Raw genomic sequence first — 23,965 nt, forward strand, 5'->3', positions numbered from 1 at the left:
TCAGCGTACGGTCACCGCGCAGGACGGACGGAACGAACGGCGATGCCCACACCGATGACGGCGAGGCAGGCGAAACCGAACGAGAGCAGACGTGCCGAACCGACCGCGTCGGACCCGATGCTGACGAGCAGACCCGCGCCCGCCGAGCCGATGGTGTTGGCGACCATCTGCACGGAGTTGACCCCTGCCGAGGCGCGGGCGGCCTCCGCCTGATCGGTGGTGATGCCCATCGCGGCGGTCGCGATGTGAGGGAAGGCCATACCGATACCCATACCGGCGACGACCAGAGATGCGTACCACCCGGCCACCGCGATCGGCGCGTTCGACGACTGCAGCAGGCCATATCCGGCCATACCTGCGGCGAGGAAGGCCGGACCGGCGATGCGGGCGGCCGCCGCGGACCGACCGTGCGCCCACGTGCTGCTGGCGATCTGCGCGACGGTCCACCCCGACGACAGCGCCGCGGGCAGGAGCCCGGCGGCCAACGGTGTCAGGCCGCCGACCTGCTGGCCGAACAGCGGGAGGAATGCCTCGGCGGTCGACCCGATCGCCAGCACCGCTATCGACAGATAGATCCACTTGAGGGGATTGCCCACCGAATAGGTGAGACGGGGGAGCAGGCCGGTGGTCCCGCGTCGATCGACGACCACGAACCCGACCAGGGCGAGGAGGGCGACTCCGCCGAGCACCACGATCACCGACGTCGAACCGGCGACGCCGGAGCGGTCTCGGTCGCCGCGGCCAGCGATGCCCACGGCAACGGGTGCCGTTCGCCCGAGCCGCGACCGCGTGGCAACACCCGCGCGGCGACGGCAGCGATGACCAGGGTGAACAACGCCAGGAACCAGAAGGAGCCGCGCCACAACCCGACCTCGGCGAACAGGCCGCCGAGCGCCGGGCCGAGGAGGTTCCCGACTCCCCACATGGCCGAGATGAGCGCCACCGCGCGTCCCCAGATCCGCTGTGGCAGCGCGATCTGCACGACCGCCAGCGCCAACCCGGTGAGCAGGCCGCCACCGAGTCCCTGGATGAGCCTGCCGGCCAACAGGATCGGCATGGTCGGGGTGAGGGCGCAGACCAGTGAACCCGCGGCGAACGCGGAGAACCCGATCAGGTAGGCGCCGCGCGCGCCGAACTGTGCCAGCGCGCGTGTCACCAGCATCGACGCCACCACGGACGCGATCAGGAAGATCGTGACGACCCAGGCGTAGAACTCGTCGCCGCCGATGTCGGCGATGGTGCTGGGCAGTGACGCCGCGGTCAGGAAGGTGTTGATCGCGAAGACGAGGATGCCGCCGGCGAACACCGACACCGCCGCGCGGTGTTCACGGGCGAGGAGTTCGGACCATCCGCCCGGTGACGTCGACATCGTGCTGCAGGAATAGCCGACCCCACGGCGGAAGGTCAAGTCGGTTGTCCGTGTCCCGCACCTGGAAGTGGTGGCCACCGCATAGTGTCGGTCGGGAGCGGCGCCGGACACACCGGGCCGGACACGCGAGAACGGGGTAGAGCGTGGGAGTGGTACGTCATCAGGTCGTCGTCGATGCACCTCGCGAACGGGTCTTCGACTATGTCGACGGATATCAGAACGTTCCCGAGTATCTGATCGGTGTCACGCACTTCGAACCGACAACAGATCAGACCCGCGGACTCGGGTCGGTCTTCGACGTGAGGGTCGACCTCGGGCCGAAGAAGATCAAGGCGGTCGTGGAGTGCACCCGGTACGTCGAGAACGAGTTGATCGAGCTCCGGGCGATCGACGGTTTCGAGGCCGACACCACGTGGCGCTTCGCCGACGACGGGAACGGCACCGATCTCCAGCTCGAGATCAACTACACGCTGCCCGGCGGGATCGCCGGCCGTGTGCTGGGAGGCATCATCGGCCCGTTCGCGGCGCAAGCGGTCAGACACATCGAGGCCACGATCGCGAAGAAGGTGGTCGCGCGGGGCTGACCCTCCTCAGGTTCTCTCCTCGGTGTCGGTGTCGGTGTCGGTGTCGGTGTCGGTGTGCGCGACGATCCGGTTCGGCAGGTGCCGTGAGGAGAGCAATGCCAGCACGAGCAGGACGAACACGATGAACAAGGCCTGCTGGATCGCGGCGATCTGCGCGTCGGCGTAGGCGTCGGACACCGCCTGCGCCGAGGCTTCCGAGCCGCCGGCGTCGAGCACCATGGTGCGTGCCTGATCCGCCGAGATGATGGGCACTCCACTGTCGTCGACCGTCGAGACGATCTGCTGTTGCTCGGCGGCGGGGAGCGAATCGGTGTCGTCGACGGCGGAGACGAAACCCGACGACAACAGGAGGATGAACACCGAACCAGCGACTGCGGTCCCGAATGACGAGCCGAGATTCTGGAACGTGCCCTGCAGGCCGCCGACCTCGGAGGTGTCCTTCTCCTCGACCGCGGACATGTTGACGTTTCCGAGTTGGGAGGCCAGGAGGCCGAAACCCGCTCCGACGACGAACATCCCGATGGCGAAGGTCATGCTGCGCAGGTCGACCCCCACCCCGGCGATCACGAAGAGGACGCCGACCGCCATGGTGAGCTGCCCGCCGCGGGCGATGAACCGGGCCGAACGTCGTGCGGTGAGCCACGAACCGAGGATCGAGAACAGCACGAGACCCGCCGACAGCGGCAGGATCTTCACACCGGTCTGCAGGGCGTCGCGACCCAGCATCGTCTGCAGATAGACCGGCACCACGAAGAAGAGGGCGGCGATCGCGAAGTACTGCGCGAGGAACCCGCCCAGTCCGCTGCGCAACGCGGGTATCCGCAACAGTTCGACGCGGAGAAGTGGTTGCCGGCCGGAACTGGCAAGTGCGCGTTGTCGATCGACGAACAACCAGAGGACGACGACGCCGAGCAGCAACAGGTAGGCGACCGGGGACACGCCCAACGGGGCGATCTCCGAGCCGTTGATCTCCGGCGGATGCTGCGGTTTCAGCCACCCCCACGTCTTCGACTGCAGCACACCGTAGACGATGAGCGACAGGCCGCCGGCGGACGCGAGGACGCTCACCGGATCGATCCGCACGTCGCGATCGCGTTCGACGTCGTGGATCAGTCCCGCCGCGAACAGGACGATCACCATGACGACGGTCTCGGCGACGAAGACATAACGCCATGAGGCGTAGGTGGTCATCAGGCCGCCGAGCAACGGGCCGACCGCGGCGGCGAGTCCGGTCACGGCACCGAGGACCGAGAAGGCGGCGACGCGGGCCTTGCCGGTGTAGTTGATCGCGGCCAGAGAAGCGATCGCCGGGATGACGAGCACGGCCCCGAGGCCCTCGACCAGTGACCAGCCCACCATCAGGACGGCGAGGTTGGGACTCAATGCGGTGGTGAGCGAACCGATCCCGTAGATGACGGCGCCGATCTCGAAGGCCCGCACCCGGCCCATGAGGTCGCCGAGTTTGCCACCGGTCAACATGAACGCCGCCATCGTCAAGGCGTAGAAGGTGATCGCGGCCTGCATGCCGGTGATCGACGTGCCGAGATCCGCGGCCACGACCGAGATCGACACGTTCATGACGGTGCTGTCGAGCACCATCACGAACTGAGACACCGCCAGGATGATGATGACCGACCACGAACGCATCGCGGAACTCCCCTCGGCCGGAAGTGATCTCCGCCGATTGTCCCAGCCGAACGCGGTCAGCGTGGGTGATCGAGCATCGGGACGAGGAATCGTCTCGCGATGTCGGCCAGTTGCGCGTCGTCGGTGATGTCGACGACACGACTCGGCACGGTGAGGAACGACGCCGAGATGCGCACCATCATCTCTGCTACGAGCTCGATGTCGAGATCGTCGGAGATGTTGCCCGACAACTGTTCTCGTCGTAGCTGTGCGGCCACGAACTTCTGCACGACGGACAGTAGGAGACCGTCGTCGCCGATCATCGATTCGATGAGCATGCTCGACTCGGAGTCGGCCATGCCGCTGATCAGGGGATTGCCTGCGATCGCGCGAAGGGATCCGACAAATCCGACGACCACCCGCTCGGCAGCCGTGTGTGCGGCCGGGATGTCGGCGCGGAACTGTTCGAAGTAGCGCCGGAACTCGCGCAGTACCACCTCGTCGACCAAGGCGTCTTTGGTGGCGAACTTCCGGTAGAGGGTCACTCGCGTGACGCCCGCGTTCTTGGCGACCTTCTCCATCGGGGTCCGCTGGATGCCGAGGCGACAGAAGAGGTCGAAGGCGGCGTCGAGGAGACGTTCGGCAGTCGGATCGGACTCGGTGTCCGTCGGGTTCACCGACCCGAGGAAAGCGCGGTGTATCACCGAACTCGACGACGAGCCGACCGGCATCATGCCCGGTTCCGGGATGTCCGCGGCGGACGACGGCATCGGTGATTCCCCTTTCTGTGGCGATCGATCCGCCCGGATCAACGATCCCAAATCCGGGGATTTCGGTGTGTCTTGGATCACCCGATGGTACAGAGGATACAAGGATACGAAGTTTGTCACATTGATACATCGGAACGGATGGGACGGGGTCATGGAAGATCTGAACAGGCGGAAGCTGCTCAAGGCCGGAGGAGTGGTCGGCGCCGCGGGTGCGGTGGCCGCGGTGGCCCCGGCGACACCCTGGACGTGGTCACCCGCGAACTCTGTACCGGGTCGCGGTGCCGGCACCGACCCGCGGCAGCTGTGGGACGACGAGGCCGACCCGGTGATCGCGAAGGTCATCGACAGCGGTCAGGCGCCGAAGGTCAACAAGCTGTTGCGTACCTGGCACAAGAACTCGCAACCGCTGCCCGCCGGGCTGCCGTCGGAACTGCGCGACTTCATGGAGCACGCGCGACAGCTGCCGTCCTGGACCGACCAGTCCAAACTGGCCACGGCGGTGATGTTCAACCAGAAGCGCGGTACGTACCTCGGCATCATCTACGGCTTCGCCAGCGGGATGATGAGCACCCTGATTCCGCGGGAGGCGCGGGCGGTGTACTACTCCAAGGGCGGTTGGGACCTCAAGGACCGCATCTCCAAGACAGCCAAACTCGGCTACGACATCGGCTCGCTCAACGCCTATCAGCCCGGCGGCGAAATGGTCGTCACCTGCCTGAAGACCCGCATGGCGCACGCCGGCGTCCGGCACCTGCTGCCGCAGTCGCCGCACTGGGTGCACTCCGCCTCGGAGAACGTGCCGATCAGCCAGGCCGACATCATGGTGACCTGGCACAGTCTGCCGACGACGGTCATGCGCAACTTCCGCAAGTGGCAGGTGCCGATCGCGGCCGACGAATCCGCGGGATTCCTGCATTCGTGGCAGATCACCGCCCACATGCTGGGCGTGAAGGACGAGTACATCCCGGCGTCCTGGAACGCGGCCGAATCACAGGCGAAGCAGGTGCTCGACCCGATCATCGAGCCGACGCCGGAGGGTCGCAAGCTCGCCGACATGCTGCTCGACCTCGGGATGAACCTGGACCTGACCCTGCTCTCGCGAGGAGTTCTGGGGGCGCTGACGCGGTTCATGCTCGGCGACAAGGCCGCCGACGGGTTGCACATCCCGCGTGAACCCGTGTGGACTCCGCTGCTGGAGACGGCGTGGACGCCGTATGTTCTGGTCCGTGAAGGTCTGCTGAACGTCGGGATGCCGCGCGAGGCGTACTGGATGCTCGACGAGTTCCTGCGCCAGTTCGTGCTGCTCTACATGTCGGAACTGCGGATGCCGATCAACATCGAGATCCCGGTGTTCAACAACCCGAAGTACAAGTAGTCCGGTCACCCAGACTGGCCGACCTCGACCACGCGGCGGTCATCCCCTCTCATCCGCCGTCGAGGCCTCGACCGTCGGGGTTTCGGCCACTGCCGCCCGGTCCTGCTTCTTCTCTCGCCGCTTCGGCAGCAGGGGGAGGCGGGGCCGGGCGGTCAGCCATTTGCTGAACGGAAGACGCAGCAGGATGTCGACGAGCAGCAGCGAGCCGACGAGAACGACCGCGATGAGGATCAGTGACCGCATGATCGCGGAGTGCGGGAACCATTCGAAGAGCCCGCCGAGGAAGCCGACGCGTCCGAGGACGTCGAGGATGAGTGGGTGAACGGCGAACACGCCGAACGCGCGCAGGGTCGCCTGGGAAACGAACTTCGCGGCCGCCGGCCGGCCGGCCGCGCGGCGGTCGTCCCAGACGAGACCGATCAGCCACAGCAGCGCGAACCCGCCCACGAGCCACGGCAGCGACACCGGATTCCAGGCGGTGTTCGCCTTCCACGGGACGTTGCCGGGCGAGGTCGCCAGGAGATAGCCGGCGACGGTGAACGCCGCGCAGCCCGCGGCGACGAGCACCACGGTGGCCATGTGCTCACGCAACCACTTGTCCACCGCCTGCTGATGCTGCGCCGCGAGCACACCCATGGCGACGAACAGTGCGTACATCGGCAGCGTCTTCCACAGGTGCTGGTAGGCGAGGTCCCAGGCCGCCCCGGACGGACGCGGCAGGTACTGGAAGGCGACGAACATCGTGATCTGGATGAGCGCGCCACCGGACAGCAGAAGCCACGGACGGTTCCGGCCGCGTTCGAAGATCCACGCGATGAGCGGGAAGAACAGATAGATCTGCATCGAGATCAGCAGGAAGTACAGCTGGTACTTTCCCTCGCCGACGAGCAGATCGTGCGCGACTCCGGAGACCCACTCGCCGGCCGGCGGGAAGGGGTTGTCCCGGATGATCACGTGGTCGGTGATCGCGTAGATGACCGTCCACGCCAGGTAGGGCCCGATCACCAGGCCGAAGCGACGCCGCCAGAACTGCACCGGCGACATCTCGCGTCCCTGCATGCTCAGTACGAGGACGTAGAGCGTCACCGCGACGAAGCCGTAGCGGGTGAGGTGACAGAGGGTGCCGACCAGGTTGGCGCCGCGGATCTCGTCGGGTCCGCCGTTGATCGCGTTGACGCTGTGTGCGACCACCACGAACGTGAACAGGACCACGCGGACGAAGTCGGCGGTGTGTGCGCGAGAGCGGGGTTTACTGACCGGGGGGACGGTCAGGGCCGTCGTCGTCGACGGTGTCGCCGGAGTGGTCGGTCCCGAGTGGGCAGCCGTGCCGGTCTCACTGTCGGCGGTGCGCGCCGAGCCCGCTGCGTGCACCAAAGCAAAGACCTCCCCGTTGACCAAACTGTTACCCGAACGAAGTGTACGGGCCGAATCTGGCAGGAACCTCAATGTCGGGGTGCATGAAGTGGCGACAATCACAGCCCGAATTGCCCGGTTCGCGCTTCCTGTCGACTATAGCGGCGATCGGAATCAGGTGCCGTGTGGAGATGGTGCGGTCGGCGTCGAGTGCTGACGTACACTGCCGTGTGGCGCTCGCGCGGGTCTCGCCCGTCGGCGGGTCGCTGCGCCTTCGTAGCTCAGGGGATAGAGCAACCCTCTCCTAAAGGGTAGGTCGTAGGTTCGAATCCTACCGAGGGCACCAACTGGAGTTTCATAGCTCGAAACCGCGCTGACCGCGGGTTCGAGCTATGAAACGGCGGCGGACTTCGCGAAGCGGCGGCGGTACACGAGCGGCGAGACGCCCACGGACGCCGCGAAGTGATGCCGCAGCAGTGTCGCCGAGGTGAATCCGACCAACCGCGCGACCTCTTCGACGGGCGCGTCGGTGGATTCCAGCAGGTTTTTCGCGGCGAGGACGCGCTGCTCGGTGAGCCATCGCCGCGGTGACACCCCCACCTCGTCGACGAATCTGCGCGCGAATGTCCGGCCGGACATGTGCATCCGTTCCGCCATGTCGTCGACGCTGATGTCACTGTCGAGGTGTTCGAGGAGCCAACTGAGCAGAGCGCCGAAACCCTCGTCGGAGCAGGAGGGCATCGGGGCGTCGACGAACTGTCGCTGACCGCCGTCACGGTGCGGCGAGACGACCATGCGGCGGGCGATCCGGTTCGCGACGCCCGGACCCCACGCCTCGCGTACGAGATGCAACGACGCGTCGATCCCGGCTGCGGTGCCGGCGCTGGTGGTGATGGGACCGTCGTCGACGAAGAGGACGTCGGTGTCGACCTTCGCCTTCGGGAACTGTCGCGACAATTCGTCGCCGTAGCGCCAGTGCGTGGTGCAGCGGCGACCGTCGAGCAGGCCGGCCGCGCCGGCGACGAAGGCACCCGAGCACACGGTGAGCACGCGCCCGCCGTTGTCGACGACCGCGCGCACGGTGTCCAGGATCTCCGCGGGATAGTCGCCGTCGACCTTTCCGCCCGGGATGGCCACGAGGTCGACGTCGCGGCACTCGTCGAGGGTGTGCGAGACCTGGAGTGAGACTCCGTTGCCGACGCGCAGCGGGACCGACGGATCGGGGGAGGCGACCCGGAAGTCGAATGCGGGAACGCCGTCGTCGGTGCGGTCGAGGCCGAACACCTCGTGGATCACGCCGAACTCGAAGAGCGCGACGTTGCTGTGGAGGAGGACCCCGACCGTTGTCAGCATGACGTCAGTATGGCAGAAGATTTGTGGACATTGTCATTTGTGCCACTGTTGGCTGAAATCGAGTGCGCAGAAAATTACTGCCATGATCATCGCACTCATCGTTCTCGCCGTCCTGGCTGTCGTCGCCGCGGCGACCTTGGTGTACGTCACCCGCCGAACGCCGACCGGCCGCCGCACTCCGCTTCAGCGCTTCGCCGACTGGTGGACGCGCGATCCGCAGCGTCCCTACGGCCCCGACACCGATCGGGTCGCGGCCGAACTGAGCATTCTCACGCGTCGCTACGACCGTCTCGTCTGAAACGGGCTGCGATACCGTAGCGGGCGTGAGCTCTCAGACCGTTCTCGTCACCGGCGCGACCAGCGGCATCGGCGCCGAAGTCGCCCGCCAGTTCGTGGCCCGTGGCCACCGGGTCTACGGCACGACCCGTAACCCCGACGCCGTGCGGCACCCGATCGCCGGTGTCACCTACGTCCGCCTGGACAACGCCGACTATGACTCCGCCACCGCCTGTGCCGACCTCGTCGGTCCGGTCGACATCCTCGTCAACAACGCCGGCGAATCGCAGGCCGGCGCGCTCGAGGACACCTCGATGCAGGCCATCGAGGATCTGTTCCGCGTCAACGTGTTCGGGCCGATCGCGCTCACGAAGGCGGTTCTTCCGGGGATGCGGGAGCGGCGTCGGGGCACGGTGGTCATGGTCGGCTCGATGCTGTCGAGTTTCCCGGTCGCGTTCCGTTCCAACTACGCGGCGACCAAGTCGGCGTTGAAGGCGTTCGCGCTGGCCACCCGTCGTGAGGTGGCGCCGTACGGGATTCGCATGATCTCGGTGGAGCCGGGCACCATCGCCACCGGGATCGGCGATCGTCGGTCCATCCATGTCGGCGAGAACTCGCCGTACCGTGCCGAATACGAGACCCTCGCCGCGGCCACCCGCCGCAACGAGGACGCCGGGATCAGTGCACAGGACATGGCCACCCAGATCGTCGACGCGGCGCTCGCCGAACACCCGAAGCCGTTCTACGCCAGGGGAAACCAGGCAGGAATCGTGTTCTTCCTGCGTCGGCTCGCGCCGCGCCAGCTGATCCTGGACATGACCGCCCGTAAGCACGGCCTCCCCAAGGTGAAGATCTGACCGTGCGAATCACGCTGCGGGTCATCGGGATCGGGCCTGGTGGTCCACGCCAGGTCACCCTGCAGGCCATCGACGCCATGGCCGACGTCGACGCCTTCCTCGCCCTCGAGAAGGGAACAGCCAAAAGCGGGTTGCTCGACGCGCGCCGGGTGATCCTCGATGCGCATGCGCGCGCGGGCTATTCGCTCGTCGAGATCCCCGATCCGCCGCGTGATCGCACCCCGGCCGACTACGACGGCGAGGTCCGGCGCTGGCATGCGGCTCGCGCGGACCTGATCGCCGCCGCACTGCGGAACGAGGTCGGCGACGGCGGGGTCGCGGCCTTCCTGGTGTGGGGCGATCCGGCGCTCTACGACAGCACACTGCGCATCGTCGACGACCTGGCCGCTCGCGACGACCTCGAGCTCTCGGTCGAGGTGATTCCCGGCGTGACCAGCGCCAGCGCACTCACCGCCGCGCACGGCATCGTCGCCAACCGCGTCGGCGAACCGATCCACATCACCACCGGTCGACGCCTCGCCGAGACCCCCGCCGGCGCCGATGCCAACCAGATCGTCATGCTCGACGGCGATCTGGCCTTCCGCCACACCGCCGACCCGGACGACCACATCTGGTGGGGCGCCTACGTCGGCACTGCCGACGAGATCCTCATCAGCGGCCGGGTGGGTGACGTGACCGAGCGGATCGTCGAGGTGCGTGCCGAGGCGAGGGAGCGCATCGGCTGGATCATGGACATCTACCTGCTGCGCAAGACTTCCCGCCTCGCAGAATCGGCGGCTCAGGGCAGGATCGCTACGTAGGGACCGCGATTCTGCGGTGAGGCGGAGATCTCGGGAGAAAGGTGCCGGCTTCGTTCGGCGTATCCTCCTGCCGGGCAACGGGATCATTGTTCGTCCTGTGGATGAATCCGCTATCAGGCCGATCAGCCCTGTGTTGGAATTCCTGACCGGGTTTTCGGGGGATGCGTGATTGTCGGTGCTGGTCAGAGTATTGGCGTCCTGGGGCGTGCCGGCCGTCTGGACAACCGGTGACGACTTGCTGAGTGAGATCTACATCCGGAAGTGGGCAACACGGATCTATGGGGAATTTCACGGTGACCGACGGACCCACCGTGTGGCTTCACGCCACCGACCCGCTCCCTCGTCACCGGGCGGTCGATCACCCGATGGCGCGCTCATAGAACGACCACGAGCGATGCAGCTGGTCCTGCCAGTACTTCCACGAGTGGGTACCAACCGGCGGGAGGTCGACGGTCGCAGGGATGTCGAGCTCTCTCAGTCTGTTCAACAGCCCGACGGTGCACGCCAGCGTGCCGACCTCGAGGACGCCGCCCAACCCGATCTGGTTGGCCAGTTCGTAGGGGTCCTTGACGTAGCCGAGGTTGTCATACGGGCCGGGCAGGCCGGTGGCATTCGAGATGTAGAGCTTGGTACCGCGTAGCCGGTCCGCGTGGACCACGGGGTCGTTCTCGCGCCAGCCGGGACCGTCGTACGGCCCCCACATGTTGACCGGGTCGGCTCCACCGCGCGCTTCGACGACGAGACGCACATTGAATTGCCCGAAAGGATCAGACGTGGCGGCGCAACCGCTGTAGGAACCGACGGCTTCATACAGGTCGGGATACTTGATCGCGAGGTTCAGCACCGAAGTGGCCGACGAGGAGATGCCACCGATCGCGTTTTCTCCGGTGGTGTTGAAACTGGCGTCGATCACCGGCGGCAGCTCTTCACCGAGAAACGTCGACCATTTCTGAACACCGAGTTCCGCGTCAGGATTCTGCCAGTCCGTGTAGTAACTAAATCGCCCAATATTCGGAATCACGACATATAGGTTCTTGTCTCTGGTGAATTCGACGATATCGGTACGTTCCATCCAGGTGGTGCCGTCCTCACCACCGCCGGCGCCGTTGAGGAGGTACAGAACTCCCCGCGGTTTCGACTCGTCGGCGGGCCTGATGAGTGTCAACGGGATAGTGCGGTTCATCGCTTCGGAACGCACCACGATGACGGTGGAATGCCCGGTGGGAGAACCCGGGCTCACCAGACGCGGCGCAGCGTTCGCGGTTGCGCTCACCGGCACCATCAGGGCGGCGATGACAGCGACCGTCACCAGCAACCCCGACCTCGGCAGTCTTTTACGCACGCACTTCCTCCTCAGCAGACGGGTGGCCGCGGCCTCCGGCACAACCGGTCGGGGCCGCACACATGAGGCCGCACACACGACCGCCCCACGGACGAACCGTGGGGCGGTCGGCAGTGCGCCGACGCTACGACGACAGGATGCCGGGCACGGAGACGAGCAAGAACTCTAGGATATCGAAAAACGCTGCACTCATGAGTGCTCCTTTGTTCGGTTGCGAGAGGTGGTGCGGCTGCCTGAAATGGCTACCACGCGACCTGACGCTACAGAATGATCACAGGTCCGGCCCGAATTTGGCAGACATCAGCTAAATCAGAAGTGCAAGAATAGGCGAACGACAACCCTTTCCCGACTAAAGCATGACCACTGACATCGTTTGTTTTGTCAAAGATCTGCAATTCCGATCCACCATCTGCAGAACAGCACTATTCAACTCGCCGGTTCCGGTTGGTGTTTCGTATGATCCTGACGCGGTGCGGGAACGTCGTCGTGAAGCGTTGGACAAACGCGGGATGTGAGTCGAGGAACGGCGCCGATGGTGTCGGTGAGATCACCGGGGTGATGGCTCAGGAGAACCTTCGCCTGGCCGGCCGCGCCCGACGCACCGGCGTCGGCGGATACCGTGATCGTCTATCCCGGTGCGCAATCCGCCGACGCTATCGGCCGACCACCGCGTGCGCCGAGTTCGTGCGGGTACGTGACGGATACTGCACCGAACCCGGCTGCCCGTGTTCAGCATTCGCCAGCGATCTCGACCACGTCACCGAATATGACCGCCTCAACCCCATCCAGGGTGGCGCCACTTCGAGTGAGAACCTGAACGCGAAATGCCGGTTCGGGCACCTGCACAAGACGTTCGGCGACTGGATCGATGTCCAGTACCGCGACAACGGCGGGCATCTGGTCACCGATTACCGCACCCCCGAAAGGTTCACCATCCTCGGCGACGCCGAAACCCTCGAAGACTTCTTCCCCAACCTGCGTCGTATCCGCTACGAACAACCAACCCAAGCCCCCACCGACACCGAGGGTGATCGCCGGTGACGACACACCGAGCCCACGCAACCGACTGGCAGACAAACACGCCCGCCGGCGAGCCGAACGTGCCCGCAACAAGAAACAACGCCTCGCCGACCAGGAAGCCAAACGACGAGACGACGCCCAGTTCTACCGCGACAACCCGCCACCGTTCTGATCAGAGATCCTCTCGCGCCACCAGTTCCACGGTGACGAGCATGGCGATCGAACTGACGGCGAGCAACGCGATGAGCACGAACAACTGCATCGCCGCGGCGGCCCACACCGACGCGCCGCCCAGCACCATGCCGACGAAGGCGCCCGGGATCGTCACCAGCCCGACGGCCCGGGTCTGATCGAGCCCGGGTATGAGAGCGGTCGCCGACGCCGGGGCGCAGATCTCGAACCGAGCGTCGCGGGGGAGAAGGCCCAGCGAAAGCGCGGCCTCGACTTCACCGTGTCGTGTGGTCAGCTCGTCGTGTGCCCGCCGACCGGCGAGGGAGGTGGTGACCATCGCGCCGCCGAGCAAGATGCCCGCGGTGGGGATGACCGCGATACCGCGGGCGGGCAGCACACCGACCACGACCAGCACGAGCACGAGCATGATCGTCGGTGCCGCGACCGGGCCCAGGCACCGCGCGACGGTGACGAGGTCGGATCGTTTCGGACGAATGCGCCGCGCCGACGTCCAGGCCGCCGCCACTGCCATGACCACGACGAAGAGCGCCGACGCCCACAGATGCGGAATCACCACCGCCAGTACGCCCGCCAACGCCGCCAGCTGCACGACGGCCCGCAGGGTCGCCACCAAAGTGTCGGTGGCCAAACCGCTTCGGCGGTTCACCAGCACCGCGACGATGGCGAGCACACCGATGGCGACCGCGAGGACCGGTCCGATCCGGACGACGGCGTCGCCGATTCCGTTCACATCGGCCAGTTCACCAGATCTGCTGCAGGGCCGCGAGCATGTCCTCGCGGATCTCGCGGCGGCAGATCACGAAGTCGGGCATGTAGGGGTGGGGATTGTTGTAGACGATCTCCGACCCGTCCAGACGACTGCAGTGCAGGCCGGCTGCCAGCGCGACCCCGACCGGGGCCGCGTTGTCCCACTCGTACTGGCCGCCGGCATGGACGTAGGCGTCGGCGTCACCACGGACGACGGCCATCGCCTTCGCGCCGGCCGACCCGACCGGAACCATCTGCAGGCCGAGCCGGTTGGACACATAGCTCGTCTCATAGGAGCCGCCCCACCGCGAGGTCACCATGCGACGGGTCAGTTCGCCGCCCGGCTTCTCGACGGTGTCGGCGCGGAACAGTTCGCCGGTGGCGGGCAGCGAGACCGCCGCCTCGGTGACGGTCCCGTTCTCCGTCAACGCCACGTGCACAGCCCAGTCCGCGCTGCCCGCGGCGAATTCTCTTGTGCCGTCGAGCGGGTCGATGATCCACACGCGCCGGGCCGTCGCGCGGTCGCCGACGTCGGCGGCCTCCTCGGACAGAACAGCGTCGCGCGGACGGTGTTTGCGCAGGACGGTGGAGATCCACGCCTGGGCGAGAGCATCGCCGACATCGCCGAGCATGCTGCCGGCCAACAGGCCGCCATGACGAATCCCGAGGAGGATCTCCCCGGCTCCCTGGGCGATCCGGGCGGCCAGCTCGGCGTCGGAAAGTCGGGAAGTCATCCCTTTACTAGAGCACACTGGTGGCATGCCCGAGCTCCCTGAGGTGGCCGCCATCGCCGACTATGTCGACGGACGTGCAGCCGGACTCCCGATCCGGCGAGTCGATGTCGCGTCCTTGTCCGTTCTCAAGACGGCCGATCCGCCGTACACCGCGCTCACCGACCGGATCGTCGAATCGGTCGGTCGCGTGGGCAAGTACCTGGTCATCCGGACCATCCCGGGTTCGGAGGCGACGGCACCGGAGCCGACGCTGGCGCTGGTCATCCACCTGTCGCGCGCCGGCTGGGTGCGATGGAGTGAGGACCTCTCACCCAAGCCGCTGCGCCCGGGCGGGAAGTCGCCGATCGCGCTGCGGGTCCACTGCGGTCTCCCCGGTGAGGGATTCGACGTCACCGAGGCCGGAACCCAGAAGCGTCTGGCGGTATGGCTCGTCCGCGACCTCACCGAGATCGACCGCGTCGCCGGTCTCGGCCCCGACGCACTGGAACTGACCGAGGAGCAGTTCGCCGAGATCCTCGCCGGCGCCACCGGGCGCGTCAAGAACGTGCTCACCGACCAGCACACCATCGCCGGGATCGGGAACGCCTACTCCGACGAGATCCTGCACACCGCGCGACTGTCGCCGTTCGCGTCGTCGAAAACTCTCAAACCCGACCAGGTGAGCGCACTCTACGACGCGATGCGCTCCGTGTTGACCGACGCCACGAGTCGCCTCGAGGGGCAGACCGTCGCCCGGCTGAAGTCGGAGAAGCGCACCGGCCTCCGCGTCCACGCGCGCACCGGACTGCCGTGCCCGGTCTGCGGCGACACGGTCCGTGAGGTGTCCTTCGCCGACCGCTCCTTCCAGTACTGCCCGACCTGCCAGACCGGTGGCAAGGTGCTCGCCGACCGCCGGATGTCGCGGCTGCTGAAATGAGCGATGGTGCACGCGCTCGTCGTCGACGATGACATCAGGGCAGCCGAGACGGTCCGCCGGATGCTCGTCAGTGATGGGTGGGCGGTCACCCTGGCCTTCGACGGTCCGGAAGGGCTCTGGCGGGCCACCGAGGGAAGCTACGACGTGATCATGCTCGACATCATGATGCCGGGGATGAACGGGTACCGCGTGCTCCAGAACCTTCGTGAGCGCGAGGTCTGGACCCCGGTCCTGATGCTGAGCGCGAAGGACGGTGAGTACGACCAGGCGGAGGCGCTCGACTGCGGCGCGGACGACTATCTGGTGAAGCCGTTCTCGGTCGTCGTCCTCAAGGCGCGGCTGCGGGCGCTTCTGCGTCGTGGTGCCCCGGAGCGTCCCGCGACCCTGCGCGTCGGCGACCTCTTCCTCGACCCGGCCGAACACCTCGTGCGTCGCGGCGACACCCCGATCACCCTGACACCACGCGAGTACGCGGTGCTCGAATGCCTCATCCGCCACGCCGGAACCGTCGTCTCGAAAACCGACATCCTGCACTCGGTGTGGGACGAGAACTACGAGGGTGACCCCAACATCATCGAGGTGTACATCGGGTACCTGCGCAAGCGGATCGACCAGCCGTTCGGCGTGCACAGCATCGAGACCGTCCGCGGGGTGGGTTACCGCATCGGTTGACGAGGCGGCATCGCGAGTGCCGTGCTGACCTCGCCGTCGCCCGTGCCCTCCGGGAGACGACGAGCCGTCGGGAGGGAGATGACGAAGGTGACGCCGTGCGCGAACCCGGCCGGCGGGTCCTGCACGGACACCGAACCGCGGTGCGCACGGACGATCTCGCGGACGATGGACAACCCGAGACCGGAGCCGCTGCGGTTGCGGCGATCGACATCGAGCCGGGTGAAGCGGTCGAAGATGATGTCGCGACGATCCCGCGGGATGCCCGGGCCGTCGTCGGTCACCGCGATCGACGCGACCCCGGCGGCGGGGTCGAAGTACATGTCGAACCGGACCGTCGACGCCGCGTAACGCACCGCGTTCTCGGCGAGGTTGCGGATCGCGCGCGACAGTTTCTCCGGATCGCCCGACGTCCTGATCGGGATGATCGTGGTCGCGACTGCGGCGAGCCCCAGTGACCGGAGGCGTCGCGCCTCGGCGGCGACGATGTCGTCGAGGTCGACGTCCCGGATGTGCAGCGGCACACCGTGTTCGTCGGAGCGTGCGAGCAACAGCAGATCGTCGACCATGTTCTGGAGCCGGCGGGCCTCGGGAAGCAGCAAGGTGCGGGTTGTCTGCACGTCGATCGGGGAGTCGGTGTCGTCGGCGAGATCGAGCAGACCGACCACCGTGGTCAACGGACTGCGCATCTCGTGTGAAGCATCCCCGACGAATCGCAACTGCGCCGCACGGCTCTGTTCGAGACGTTCGAGCATCGAGTTCATGGTCGTGGCCAGACGCGTCACCTCGTCGTCGGTGGACGGGACCGGCACGCGACGCGACAGATCCGACGCGGTGATCGCGGTGACCTGCTCGGTGATCCGCCCGACCGGGCGCAGTGCGCGACCCACGAAGAACCAGATGGCCACCGCGGACAGGAGAACCAGGATCGGGAGTTCGACCGCGAGCACGAGCGCCGTGTTGATCAGACTCTGCCGGTACGCGTCCGCCGACACCGCGACGACCACGGTGTACGAGGCTCCGTTGTGCGAGGTGGCGGTGACGGTCGCGCAGAACTCCACATCGCTGCCGGGGATCAGCCGTCCCTTCACCTGCGACGACGTCCACAGTGCCGGGCGCTCGGTCGTCACCGCATCGCCGGAGGCGCCCGGTGAGGACGCCACCACGTCGCCGGTCCCGTCGATCACCTGCACGATGTCGGCCCCGGAACCCATCCCGAGCGACTCGGGGGAGATCTCCGAGATCCCGCCCTCTCGGATCTCTGCGGCGATCTCGTAGGCCCGGTAGCTCGTCTCGTCGTACATCGTCCGGCTGTCGGCGCGATTCAGCATGAACAGCATCACCGCGGCACCGATGAGCAGAGCGATGGTGACGAGGAGGGTCCCGACGATCGTGGACCGGATGCGGACTCCCTGACTCCGGCGTAGAAGAGCAGGGGGCCGGGGGAGCGCGCGGCGACCGGAGGCCATGCGTGGAAAACCGGACATCGCGACTCCTCGCCGGTGCCTACCGAGACAGCACCTGCTGATCACTCAGCCTAGGTCGTCATGCGTTCGCACGACAGTGTTCGATCGGTGTACTGCTTCAGCGGTTCTTCAGGTTCGGCGACGCAGAGTTGTTCCCATGACCTTGACCGCAGACCTCAGGCATCGGGCAGCCGCCACCGCCGACGCGCACGTCGCTACTCAGACGGTTGCCGAATACATTGTGGAACAACTGATCTCAGCGTCTATGGCCCTCGGGTTCGGTGTGCACGGAGCCAACATCGAAGACCTCTACGACGCCGCGACGCGTGCGCCGGGGATGACGGCGGTCGTCGCCAAACACGAATTCGCCGCCGGTGCGATGGCCGACGGCACCGCTCGGATGACCGGCCGGCCCGGCGTCGTCATGACCACCTCGGGTGGTGGCGCGATGAACGTCGTCCCGGCACTCGCCGAGGCGTACGACAGCCGGGTCCCGGTACTCGCACTGATCGGCACCGCGCCGTCGACGCTGGTCGGCCGCGGGGCCTTCCAGGACATGCTCGCGCCGCCGGACACCGTCGACATCGCCGGAGTCCTGTCGGCCGTCACGGGTTCGTGTTCGGTGGTCGGGCACGCCGACGAGGTGCCCGCTGCGCTCGCAACGGCCTTCGCCACCCTTCACCGAGGTCTGCCGGCCGCTGTCCTGCTGCCCAAGGACGTCCAGTCCGCGCCGGGCCCCCGACTGCGGCAACTGCATCCCGGGGAGTGGGTGCAGCACGGAATCGGCGTATCGGGGCCGACGCTGTTCGCGGTCGCCGACGAACTGTGCGCTCTCGCGGAATCCGGTGCGCGGCTGCTCATCTGGGTGGGTGACGAGGCCTCCCGTGCGGAGGCCGGCCGACCGGTCGAGGCTCTCGCCGACGCGCTCGGTGCAGTGGTCGTCGCGGCTCCCGGCGGTCGTGACATCCTCAGGGACGCCGACGGTTTCGCGGGCGTCACCGGTGTGATGGGACATCCGTCGGCGCATCGTGCCATCGCCGATGCGGACGCGTGCCTCGTGCTCGGGTGTCGGATGACGATGACCGATCGCGCCGGACTCGACGAGGCACTGGGACGACTGCGGTTGATCCACCTCGGCGCCGAACCGCCGCGGATGCCCGGCGACGTCGACCATGTGCGGTGTACCGACCTCGCGGCCGCGATCTCGCGACTGGCCGGTGGGGTCCGGCGACGACTCGGCCATGATCGGCCGCGCGAAGCGGTCTCCGTGACCCACCTGACCGTGCTGCCCGGACGAGCGGGCCTGGACATGCGCACCGCGATCGAGGAGATCGGGCGTGCGTTGCCGCCGGACACCCCGGTGTTCGCCGACGCCGGCAACGCCGGTGCCGCCGCGATCCACCACCTCCCGTGCGGCCACGGCAGATTCGTGGTGGCGCTGGGCATGGGCGGCATGGGATACGCGATCGCGGCCGGGATCGGCAACGCCATCGACTCGGTCGCCGGTGAGAAGCCGAAACGAACCGTGGTGATCGCGGGAGACGGCGCATTCTTCATGCACGGCATGGAGATCCACACCGCCGTCGAACACTCCGCGCCGGTCACCCTCGTCCTGCTCAACAACAACGCACACGCGATGTGCATCAGCCGGGAACGACTCTTCTTCCCGAACACGCCCAGTGTCAACAGGTTTCAACCCAGTGACCTGGCCGGCGGATTGGCCTCCATGTTCGACGGGCTGGTCGTCGCCCGCGCCTCCGACGCCGCATCTGTACGCGGGGCAGCCACCGAGCTGCTGTCGCAATCCGGTCCGAACTGTCTCGTCGTCGACGTCGATCCCGACGAGATACCCCCGTTCGTCCCGCTCATCCCGAAAGGACAGTCATGACAGTGCTACAACCCGCCCTCGCCGACCTCGGCGAGGATGCCGCGACCCTCGCCGGTCTCGTCCGTATCGAAACCCATCCGCGGCCGGTCGCGACCCCGCTCGTGCTCGACAAGCTGCGGTCGGTGTATCCCCACGACCAGATCTACGGTGAGTTCTGCCCGGTGCAGGGCTACGTCGACGCCCCGCCCCGCGAGGTGTTCGACTGGCTCGCACACACCCGGTCGCTGGAGGAATGGAGCTACAGCCTCCGCGGATTCACCGAGACCGAGGAGCCGGGATTGTGGGTCGCGCAGGACCGGTTGGGAGCCGACACCGAGATCTACGTCCGCACGGTGGCCTCGCCCGAGTCGATGACCGTCGACTATCACTGCGCGTGGGACCAGGGCCGTCACCTCTGGATGATCTATCTGATGCGGGTCGTCGACGCGCAGGTCGTCTTTGACAAGCCCGGTTCCGTTGTCCTGTGGGTGAATTGCCATCACCCGTTCTACGACGAGAACCCTTTCCCGGAGACCGCTCCGCCCGAACGGCCGGTGTGGGTGGGGGACTTCTGGGACACCTTCGCCCCCGGCCATCAGATCGAACTCGACAACCTCACCGCCATCGCCGAATACCGGCACCGCAACGGCCTCCCGCTCACCCCAGAATGGATGCGATCATGACATCGAACCCGGTCAGCCTCATCGACCTCGCCACCTATCTTCCCGAGAAGGTCGTTCCTGCAGCGTATTACGCGCAGTTCGCCGAGGACGACACCCTGGCGGACAATGTGATGTTCCGCGCACCGGCATTCCGTCATCATGCTGCCGAGGGGGAGACGTCGGCAGACATGATGCTCTCGGCCACGCGTGAGCTGTTCGAGCGGCACGGCGACGATTTCCTCGACGACGTCGACGTGGTCCTCACCCACAGTCAGCTGCCCGAGGTGCCCGTGCGCGGTTGCGGAGGGGAGGTGGCCCATCGGCTCGGTATGAGACCTTCGACCGTCCTCGACGTACACAACGGCGGTTGTGCGGCGTTCATCCACATGATCGATGTCGCCGCGGCGTTGCTGCGGGCCGGCGGAGGCCGCAAGGCGTTGCTCGGGTTGGCGCAGAACAGTGCAGGTCAGGTGTTCACCCAGGAACAGGTCCGCGGTAAGGCGCAGGCCGCGATCCCGGGAGATGGTGCGGCGGTGGCCGTGCTGACCGTCGACGACGTGGATGCGAGCCCGGTTCTCGGCCTGCGTTGTCACTCGTTCGGGCAGTACTCCGGCGACATGACCGGGGTCTCCGACCCGCCCCGCAAGTACTGGGAGGCCGGACCGGGCCAGGTGCACATCGGGTTCACCGACTCCAAGATCGCGAAGGTGCTTGCGCGGGGCAACCGGATGGTGCCCGAAGTCGCGATCGAGGTGGCTGACGAGATCGGCATCTCGCCGTCGGATCTCGACTGGTTAGTCACCAATCAACCCAGCCGGATCTTCCTGCGCAATTGGCGTGAGGCGCTCGAACTGTCGGACAGCCATCACCCGGACACGTTCGACGAATGCGGCAACCTGTTCGCCGTGGCCATCCCGGTCTCCCTCGACGCCGCCATCTCCGACGGGCGCATCGGCGAGGGCGACATCGTGATGATGGCTGCGTTCGCGCACGCCGGCGACTTCTCCGCGGCCGCCGCGCTGAGATGGGGAGGACGGCCGTGAGTCCGCCGCTCGCCGGCGGCGCGTCCTGGCCACGCATCCGGCTGGACCTCAACGAATCGGCCTACCCACCGCTGCCCTCGGTCGCGGCGGCGCTGCAGAACGAGATCCTCGATGCCCATCGGTACCCCGACTTCCTGCCCGATCGCACGCGCGGACAGATCGCCTGCCACCTCGGTCTCGTACCCGAGCGGGTCACGGTGGGCGCGGGGGCGACCGGAGTCGCCCTGGCCGCCTTGCAGTGTGCGGTCCGCCGGGCGACAGCGGCCGGCGTCGCCGCGCCGGCGTTGCTCACCTCGACGCCCACCTTCGACGGCTATCCGATCCTCGCGCGGATGGTCGGGATGCGCTTCGACGCAGTCGACCTCGCCGACGACGGCGCAGTCGACCTCGATCGCCTGCTCGCGGCGATCACCCCGGAGACGGTGGTGGTCGTGATCTGCTCGCCGCACAACCCGACGGGCTCGGTGGTGAACGAGGGCGACCTCAACCGGTTCCTCGGAGCGGTGCCGCCGCACGTGACCTCCATCGTCGACGAGGCGTATGTGGAGTTCGGCGAGACCACGCCGGATCTGCATCGGCTGATCCGGAACCCTCGCGTCGTGGTGCTGCGGACCTTTTCCAAGGCGTACGGTCTGGCCGCACTCCGCGTCGGGTACGGAATCGGCTCCACCGAACTGATCACCGACCTGCGCGCACACGAGGTGCCCTTCGCCGTCGGGCGGGCCGCGATGGCGGCCGTCCCGGTCGCGGTCGATGCGGAACTCGAGCTGGCGCAACGAGTCCGGTCGATGAGGGGGGAGCGGGACCGGATGGTGGACATGCTCGCGCACATGGGTTTCCGGGTGCTGCCCAGCCACGCCAACTTTGTCTTCCTCCCCGGTGCGGAGGGCGTGTCGGTCGGCCGGATGCTGTGCGGGCTCGGGGTTGCGGTGAAGGCGTGCGGCACGGCGGGAACCCGTATCACCGTGGGCGACCGTTCCAGCACCGATCAGGTCATCCGCGCCCTGCGACTCACCTCCAGGTCCGCGTAGTCGGCGGTGGTGCCGGTAGGTTCGGGTCCATGACCGCGACGACACGGCAGAAGATCCTCATCACGGGTGCGAGTTCGGGACTCGGCGAGGGCATGGCCCGCAGATTCGCCGCCCAGGGGCGTTCGCTGGCACTCGCCGCGCGGCGCCTCGACAAGCTCGAGGCACTGGCCGCCGAACTGCGACCCTCGGCGGCCCAGGTCGCGATCGCCCGACTCGACGTCACCGACCTCGACGCGGTGCCGGTCGTCTTCCGCGCGCTGGCCGGCGAACTCGGCGGCCTCGATCGCGTCATCGTCAACGCCGGGCTCGGCAAGGGGGCACCGATCGGCACGGGTAAGGCGGCGGCCAACATCGAGACCGTACAGACCAATCTCGTCGGCGCGCTCGCGCAGGCCGAGGCCGCGCTGGAGATCTTCCGTGAGCAGAACGCCGGTCACCTCGTCCTGGTCAGCTCGATCTCCGGGGTCCGGGGCATGCCCAAGGCGCAGGCGGCGTACTCGGCGTCGAAGGCCGGGCTGACCGCGCTGGGGCAGGGACTGCAGGCCGAGTTCGCGGGCTCACCGATCAGGGTGTCGGTCGTGGCGCCCGGCTACATCGAGACCGACATCAACCGTGGCGTGAAGACCTCGCTGATGGTCGACACCGACAAGGGCGTCGACGCCATGGTCGCGGCGATCGAGGCCGAGAAGAACTGGGCCCCGGTACCCGCGTGGCCGTGGACGCCGATCGCCGCGGCGCTCAAGTTCCTGCCGGCGTCGATCAGTCGACGGATGGTCTGAATCGTTGCCGGCGGAGTGACTACTTCCAGTAGTCCTCGTCGAACACCTCGTCGGGGATCTCGTCACCGGGTTCGACGCCGAGCTTCTCGAGCCGGCCCATGAGCGCGGCGGCGGTGGCCACGAAGGTCACGAGATCCTCGGATTCGACGGATCTTTCGGCGGGATCGCCACCGAGGAACTCGTAGAGGGCCGGCGGTACGCAGGCGCCCATGTCGAGTGAGCGTGTGCCGGTGGCGGTCCGCCAGGCATCGAAGCTCGCGACGTCGACGGCTTCGGCGACCTCGCCCGTGCGGACGGCTGCGAGCACGTCGTCGATGGTTGCCAACTCACCCGAAGATCCGCTGGACGCGTCGAATCCGAGCACCGTCTCGGCGTCGATGGATTCGTCCTCGGCGAGCGTGAAGTAGACGACCCCACGCCAGTCCGAGGCCAGCGCCTCGATGTCGGTCCGGCCGAAGATGTCTCCCAGCAACTCGCTGACCTGGTCACGACGACGGCTCCCGAACATCTGAAATGCGCCCGACGCCACGCTCTGTCCCTGCTTGTTCGCCACAGACCGTCACCTTACGCAGGTCAGTCGTCGATGCCGAGCACGACCACGCGGCCCGTCGACGGCGACAGGTACACCGTCGCCCGCCAGTCACCCGACGAGAACGCGTCGTCCAGGTGCTGCCCGCCGACGAACTCGCCGACCGGGACGAAGCCGCGCAGTTCGGCGGCCACCCGGTCGGGCGCGGCCACCGGTTCCGCGTGATACTCATCGGCCCAGGCGGTTGCGCGCTCGGGCCCGACGTCGACGACGGTGTCGAACCAGTAGGCGGTGGGACCGGGTACCCGCTCGGAGGACCCGGGGGCGGACCCGAGGGTTCCCGCTGCCCAGCAGTCGACGGTGCCCTCGGTGAGCAGCGGAAAACGACGGGCCACCGGCTCGATGTTCGGGCTGGGACCGGCGGTCACGACCTTCACCGCCGCGGGAGCGGACGTCGACGTGCCCGGCGCGCGATCGACAGGATCGTCGGGGGTGCAACCGGTGACGCCCACGAGAGCCAGTGTGACGGCCGCGAATCCGGCTGCGGGGCGTCGAATCCGGTGTGGCAGCATCCCGCCACGCTAGCTTCCCGCGGTCCCGTTTCC

Annotated in this window: 24 protein-coding genes, 1 tRNA gene and 1 pseudogene; 14 read left to right on the plus strand and 12 right to left on the minus strand. The window is 67.2% G+C overall.

Annotation, left to right across the window (positions count from 1 at the left end; genetic code table 11):
* Positions 1-11: 11 nt before the first annotated feature.
* Both IHQ52_RS09410 and IHQ52_RS09415 read right to left on the minus strand, forming a co-directional pair.
* On the minus strand, positions 12-755 hold the full coding sequence (locus IHQ52_RS09410) for a hypothetical protein (protein ID WP_238064211.1): 744 nt from the start codon (positions 753-755) through the stop codon (positions 12-14).
* Positions 695-1,369, minus strand: coding sequence for an MFS transporter (locus IHQ52_RS09415; protein WP_238064212.1), 675 nt, complete (start codon positions 1,367-1,369; stop codon positions 695-697). Before IHQ52_RS09415 ends, IHQ52_RS09410 begins: the two co-directional genes overlap by 61 nt.
* A 143-nt stretch (positions 1,370-1,512) precedes the next feature.
* Here IHQ52_RS09415 and IHQ52_RS09420 point away from each other — a divergent pair, with 143 nt between their 5' ends.
* Positions 1,513-1,953 (plus strand): SRPBCC family protein, encoded by a 441-nt coding sequence (locus IHQ52_RS09420; RefSeq protein ID WP_024499948.1) that lies wholly within the window; start codon positions 1,513-1,515, stop codon positions 1,951-1,953.
* A 6-nt stretch (positions 1,954-1,959) separates the two neighbouring features.
* On the opposite strand, the gene IHQ52_RS09425 is transcribed toward IHQ52_RS09420, so the two are convergent.
* Together IHQ52_RS09425 and IHQ52_RS09430 are read right to left on the minus strand one after the other, a co-directional pair.
* Entirely contained in the window at positions 1,960-3,600 is a 1,641-nt protein-coding gene (locus tag IHQ52_RS09425; RefSeq protein WP_024499949.1) for an MFS transporter, read from the minus strand.
* Positions 3,601-3,656: 56 nt separating this feature from the next.
* Entirely contained in the window at positions 3,657-4,349 is a 693-nt protein-coding gene (locus IHQ52_RS09430) for a TetR/AcrR family transcriptional regulator (protein ID WP_024499950.1), read from the minus strand.
* A 151-nt stretch (positions 4,350-4,500) separates the two neighbouring features.
* On the opposite strand from IHQ52_RS09430, the gene IHQ52_RS09435 reads away from it, so the two are divergent.
* Complete coding sequence (locus IHQ52_RS09435) at positions 4,501-5,724, plus strand: oxygenase MpaB family protein (protein WP_024499951.1); 1,224 nt, start codon at positions 4,501-4,503, stop codon at positions 5,722-5,724.
* Positions 5,725-5,763: 39 nt separating this feature from the next.
* Here IHQ52_RS09435 and IHQ52_RS09440 read toward each other — a convergent pair whose 3' ends face one another.
* Positions 5,764-7,095, minus strand: coding sequence for an acyltransferase (locus tag IHQ52_RS09440; RefSeq protein WP_024499952.1), 1,332 nt, complete (start codon positions 7,093-7,095; stop codon positions 5,764-5,766).
* A gap of 252 nt (positions 7,096-7,347) precedes the next feature.
* Here IHQ52_RS09440 and IHQ52_RS09445 point away from each other — a divergent pair.
* A tRNA-Arg gene (locus tag IHQ52_RS09445) sits at positions 7,348-7,423 on the plus strand.
* Positions 7,424-7,467: 44 nt separating this feature from the next.
* On the opposite strand, the gene IHQ52_RS09450 is transcribed toward IHQ52_RS09445, so the two are convergent.
* Positions 7,468-8,430 carry a GlxA family transcriptional regulator gene (locus IHQ52_RS09450; RefSeq protein ID WP_024499953.1) on the minus strand — a complete coding sequence of 321 codons (963 nt, stop codon included), beginning with the start codon at positions 8,428-8,430 and terminating at the stop codon, positions 7,468-7,470.
* Between the two features lie 82 nt (positions 8,431-8,512).
* Here IHQ52_RS09450 and IHQ52_RS09455 point away from each other — a divergent pair, with 82 nt between their 5' ends.
* Genes IHQ52_RS09455 through cobF form a run of 3 tightly spaced genes read left to right on the plus strand, consistent with a single transcriptional unit; the run spans position 8,513 to position 10,363 of the window.
* The gene (locus IHQ52_RS09455; RefSeq protein WP_006436111.1) at positions 8,513-8,728 is read left to right on the plus strand and encodes a hypothetical protein; all 216 of its coding nucleotides are present in this window, start codon (positions 8,513-8,515) and stop codon (positions 8,726-8,728) included.
* A gap of 25 nt (positions 8,729-8,753) precedes the next feature.
* Positions 8,754-9,563, plus strand: coding sequence for an SDR family oxidoreductase (locus IHQ52_RS09460; RefSeq protein ID WP_024499954.1), 810 nt, complete (start codon positions 8,754-8,756; stop codon positions 9,561-9,563).
* Positions 9,564-9,565: 2 nt separating this feature from the next.
* Positions 9,566-10,363 (plus strand): precorrin-6A synthase (deacetylating), encoded by a 798-nt coding sequence (gene cobF, locus IHQ52_RS09465; protein ID WP_024499955.1) that lies wholly within the window; start codon positions 9,566-9,568, stop codon positions 10,361-10,363.
* 358 nt (positions 10,364-10,721) lie between these two features.
* Here the strand turns inward: cobF and IHQ52_RS09470 are convergent, their stop codons facing one another.
* Positions 10,722-11,645, minus strand: coding sequence for an alpha/beta hydrolase (locus IHQ52_RS09470; protein WP_051349672.1), 924 nt, complete (start codon positions 11,643-11,645; stop codon positions 10,722-10,724).
* A gap of 649 nt (positions 11,646-12,294) precedes the next feature.
* On the opposite strand from IHQ52_RS09470, the pseudogene IHQ52_RS09475 reads away from it, so the two are divergent.
* Positions 12,295-12,897: pseudogene (locus IHQ52_RS09475) on the plus strand (HNH endonuclease signature motif containing protein); the annotation flags it as partial.
* On the opposite strand, the gene IHQ52_RS09480 reads toward IHQ52_RS09475, so the two are convergent.
* Both IHQ52_RS09480 and IHQ52_RS09485 read right to left on the minus strand, forming a co-directional pair.
* Complete coding sequence (locus tag IHQ52_RS09480) at positions 12,898-13,647, minus strand: ABC transporter permease (RefSeq protein ID WP_024499958.1); 750 nt, start codon at positions 13,645-13,647, stop codon at positions 12,898-12,900.
* 10 nt (positions 13,648-13,657) lie between these two features.
* Entirely contained in the window at positions 13,658-14,398 is a 741-nt protein-coding gene (locus tag IHQ52_RS09485) for a 3'(2'),5'-bisphosphate nucleotidase CysQ (protein WP_024499959.1), read from the minus strand.
* Positions 14,399-14,423: 25 nt separating this feature from the next.
* On the opposite strand from IHQ52_RS09485, the gene IHQ52_RS09490 reads away from it, so the two are divergent.
* Together IHQ52_RS09490 and IHQ52_RS09495 are read left to right on the plus strand one after the other, a co-directional pair.
* Positions 14,424-15,314: a DNA-formamidopyrimidine glycosylase family protein gene (locus IHQ52_RS09490; protein ID WP_024499960.1), complete on the plus strand. Its 891-nt coding sequence runs from the start codon at positions 14,424-14,426 to the stop codon at positions 15,312-15,314.
* 3 nt (positions 15,315-15,317) lie between these two features.
* Positions 15,318-15,986, plus strand: coding sequence for a response regulator transcription factor (locus IHQ52_RS09495; RefSeq protein ID WP_024499961.1), 669 nt, complete (start codon positions 15,318-15,320; stop codon positions 15,984-15,986).
* Here IHQ52_RS09495 and IHQ52_RS09500 read toward each other — a convergent pair.
* Complete coding sequence (locus IHQ52_RS09500; RefSeq protein ID WP_238064213.1) at positions 15,971-17,470, minus strand: sensor histidine kinase; 1,500 nt, start codon at positions 17,468-17,470, stop codon at positions 15,971-15,973. The genes IHQ52_RS09495 and IHQ52_RS09500 overlap by 16 nt on opposite strands.
* 136 nt (positions 17,471-17,606) lie before the next feature.
* On the opposite strand from IHQ52_RS09500, the gene IHQ52_RS09505 reads away from it, so the two are divergent.
* From IHQ52_RS09505 to IHQ52_RS09525, 5 genes are read left to right on the plus strand one after another with little or no spacing between them, the layout of a single operon-like run.
* Complete coding sequence (locus tag IHQ52_RS09505; protein WP_024499963.1) at positions 17,607-19,337, plus strand: thiamine pyrophosphate-binding protein; 1,731 nt, start codon at positions 17,607-17,609, stop codon at positions 19,335-19,337.
* Positions 19,334-19,999, plus strand: coding sequence for a hypothetical protein (locus IHQ52_RS09510; protein ID WP_024499964.1), 666 nt, complete (start codon positions 19,334-19,336; stop codon positions 19,997-19,999). Before IHQ52_RS09505 ends, IHQ52_RS09510 begins: the two co-directional genes overlap by 4 nt.
* Positions 19,996-21,021 (plus strand): 3-oxoacyl-ACP synthase III family protein, encoded by a 1,026-nt coding sequence (locus IHQ52_RS09515; RefSeq protein ID WP_024499965.1) that lies wholly within the window; start codon positions 19,996-19,998, stop codon positions 21,019-21,021. The genes IHQ52_RS09510 and IHQ52_RS09515 overlap by 4 nt, the downstream gene beginning before the upstream one ends.
* The gene (locus tag IHQ52_RS09520) at positions 21,018-22,052 is read left to right on the plus strand and encodes a pyridoxal phosphate-dependent aminotransferase (protein WP_238064214.1); all 1,035 of its coding nucleotides are present in this window, start codon (positions 21,018-21,020) and stop codon (positions 22,050-22,052) included. The genes IHQ52_RS09515 and IHQ52_RS09520 overlap by 4 nt, the downstream gene beginning before the upstream one ends.
* Before the next feature lie 29 nt (positions 22,053-22,081).
* Entirely contained in the window at positions 22,082-22,831 is a 750-nt protein-coding gene (locus IHQ52_RS09525; RefSeq protein WP_024499967.1) for an SDR family oxidoreductase, read from the plus strand.
* Positions 22,832-22,850: 19 nt separating this feature from the next.
* Here the strand turns inward: IHQ52_RS09525 and IHQ52_RS09530 are convergent, their stop codons facing one another.
* Together IHQ52_RS09530 and IHQ52_RS09535 are read right to left on the minus strand one after the other, a co-directional pair.
* Entirely contained in the window at positions 22,851-23,384 is a 534-nt protein-coding gene (locus IHQ52_RS09530) for a hypothetical protein (RefSeq protein WP_024499968.1), read from the minus strand.
* Between the two features lie 20 nt (positions 23,385-23,404).
* Entirely contained in the window at positions 23,405-23,932 is a 528-nt protein-coding gene (locus IHQ52_RS09535) for a hypothetical protein (RefSeq protein ID WP_024499969.1), read from the minus strand.
* Between the last annotated feature and the right edge of the window lie 33 nt (positions 23,933-23,965).

This window comes from Gordonia amicalis, assembly GCF_022059885.1.
GTDB classification, from domain to species: Bacteria; Actinomycetota; Actinomycetes; order Mycobacteriales; family Mycobacteriaceae; genus Gordonia; species Gordonia amicalis.

Excerpts from the sequence above, each read along its gene's own strand:
- IHQ52_RS09515 (WP_024499965.1), top strand. The coding sequence starts at position 19,996 with ATGACATCGAACCCGGTCAGCCTCATCGACCTCGCCACCTATCTTCCC.
- IHQ52_RS09450 (WP_024499953.1), bottom strand. The coding sequence starts at position 8,430 with ATGCTGACAACGGTCGGGGTCCTCCTCCACAGCAACGTCGCGCTCTTC.
- IHQ52_RS09490 (WP_024499960.1), top strand. The coding sequence starts at position 14,424 with ATGCCCGAGCTCCCTGAGGTGGCCGCCATCGCCGACTATGTCGACGGA.
- IHQ52_RS09470 (WP_051349672.1), bottom strand. The coding sequence starts at position 11,645 with ATGGTGCCGGTGAGCGCAACCGCGAACGCTGCGCCGCGTCTGGTGAGC.
- IHQ52_RS09535 (WP_024499969.1), bottom strand. The coding sequence starts at position 23,932 with ATGCTGCCACACCGGATTCGACGCCCCGCAGCCGGATTCGCGGCCGTC.
- IHQ52_RS09505 (WP_024499963.1), top strand. The coding sequence starts at position 17,607 with ATGACCTTGACCGCAGACCTCAGGCATCGGGCAGCCGCCACCGCCGAC.
- IHQ52_RS09425 (WP_024499949.1), bottom strand. The coding sequence starts at position 3,600 with ATGCGTTCGTGGTCGGTCATCATCATCCTGGCGGTGTCTCAGTTCGTG.
- IHQ52_RS09435 (WP_024499951.1), top strand. The coding sequence starts at position 4,501 with ATGGAAGATCTGAACAGGCGGAAGCTGCTCAAGGCCGGAGGAGTGGTC.
- IHQ52_RS09455 (WP_006436111.1), top strand. The coding sequence starts at position 8,513 with ATGATCATCGCACTCATCGTTCTCGCCGTCCTGGCTGTCGTCGCCGCG.
- IHQ52_RS09525 (WP_024499967.1), top strand. The coding sequence starts at position 22,082 with ATGACCGCGACGACACGGCAGAAGATCCTCATCACGGGTGCGAGTTCG.
- IHQ52_RS09415 (WP_238064212.1), bottom strand. The coding sequence starts at position 1,369 with ATGTCGACGTCACCGGGCGGATGGTCCGAACTCCTCGCCCGTGAACAC.
- IHQ52_RS09495 (WP_024499961.1), top strand. The coding sequence starts at position 15,318 with ATGGTGCACGCGCTCGTCGTCGACGATGACATCAGGGCAGCCGAGACG.
- IHQ52_RS09430 (WP_024499950.1), bottom strand. The coding sequence starts at position 4,349 with ATGCCGTCGTCCGCCGCGGACATCCCGGAACCGGGCATGATGCCGGTC.
- IHQ52_RS09485 (WP_024499959.1), bottom strand. The coding sequence starts at position 14,398 with ATGACTTCCCGACTTTCCGACGCCGAGCTGGCCGCCCGGATCGCCCAG.
- IHQ52_RS09500 (WP_238064213.1), bottom strand. The coding sequence starts at position 17,470 with ATGTCCGGTTTTCCACGCATGGCCTCCGGTCGCCGCGCGCTCCCCCGG.
- IHQ52_RS09510 (WP_024499964.1), top strand. The coding sequence starts at position 19,334 with ATGACAGTGCTACAACCCGCCCTCGCCGACCTCGGCGAGGATGCCGCG.